The sequence below is a fragment of the Bacillus sp. 22190 genome, assembly GCF_052045575.1.
Lineage (GTDB): Bacteria > Bacillota > Bacilli > Bacillales > Bacillaceae > Bacillus > Bacillus altitudinis.
Genome location: NZ_JBQEPF010000053.1, coordinates 1 through 379, shown reverse-complemented (window position 1 = coordinate 379; position 379 = coordinate 1). Strand labels below are relative to the sequence as shown.

Below are 379 nucleotides of genomic sequence, written 5' to 3'. Positions count from 1 at the left end.
CCTGTCTTCCCGACCATCTTTTATGGGGCCTTAGCTCAGCTGGGAGAGCGCCTGCCTTGCACGCAGGAGGTCAGCGGTTCGATCCCGCTAGGCTCCACTTTTCAAAAGATTATTTTATATCATGGCGGTGTAGCTCAGCTGGCTAGAGCGTACGGTTCATACCCGTGAGGTCGGGGGTTCGATCCCCTCCGCCGCTATAAAGGACCTTTAGCTCAGTTGGTTAGAGCAGACGGCTCATAACCGTCCGGTCGTAGGTTCGAGTCCTACAAGGTCCACCATCTATACGGAGGAATACCCAAGTCCGGCTGAAGGGATCGGTCTTGAAAACCGACAGGGGTGTCAAAGCCCGCGGGGGTTCGAATCCCTCTTCCTCCGCCAT

General features: G+C 55.9%; 4 tRNA genes. All 4 read left to right on the top strand.

Annotated elements, in window-relative coordinates:
* Positions 1-24 precede the first annotated feature (24 nt).
* The 4 genes from ACTJKA_RS20025 (at position 25) to ACTJKA_RS20010 (ending at position 378) form a co-directional block, all read left to right on the top strand.
* Positions 25-97: transfer RNA gene (locus tag ACTJKA_RS20025), tRNA-Ala, on the top strand.
* A gap of 26 nt (positions 98-123) precedes the next feature.
* Positions 124-197 (top strand) — tRNA-Met (locus ACTJKA_RS20020).
* Positions 198-201: 4 nt separating this feature from the next.
* A tRNA-Ile gene (locus ACTJKA_RS20015) sits at positions 202-278 on the top strand.
* A 7-nt stretch (positions 279-285) separates the two neighbouring features.
* Positions 286-378, top strand: a tRNA-Ser gene (locus tag ACTJKA_RS20010).
* Position 379 lies beyond the last annotated feature (1 nt).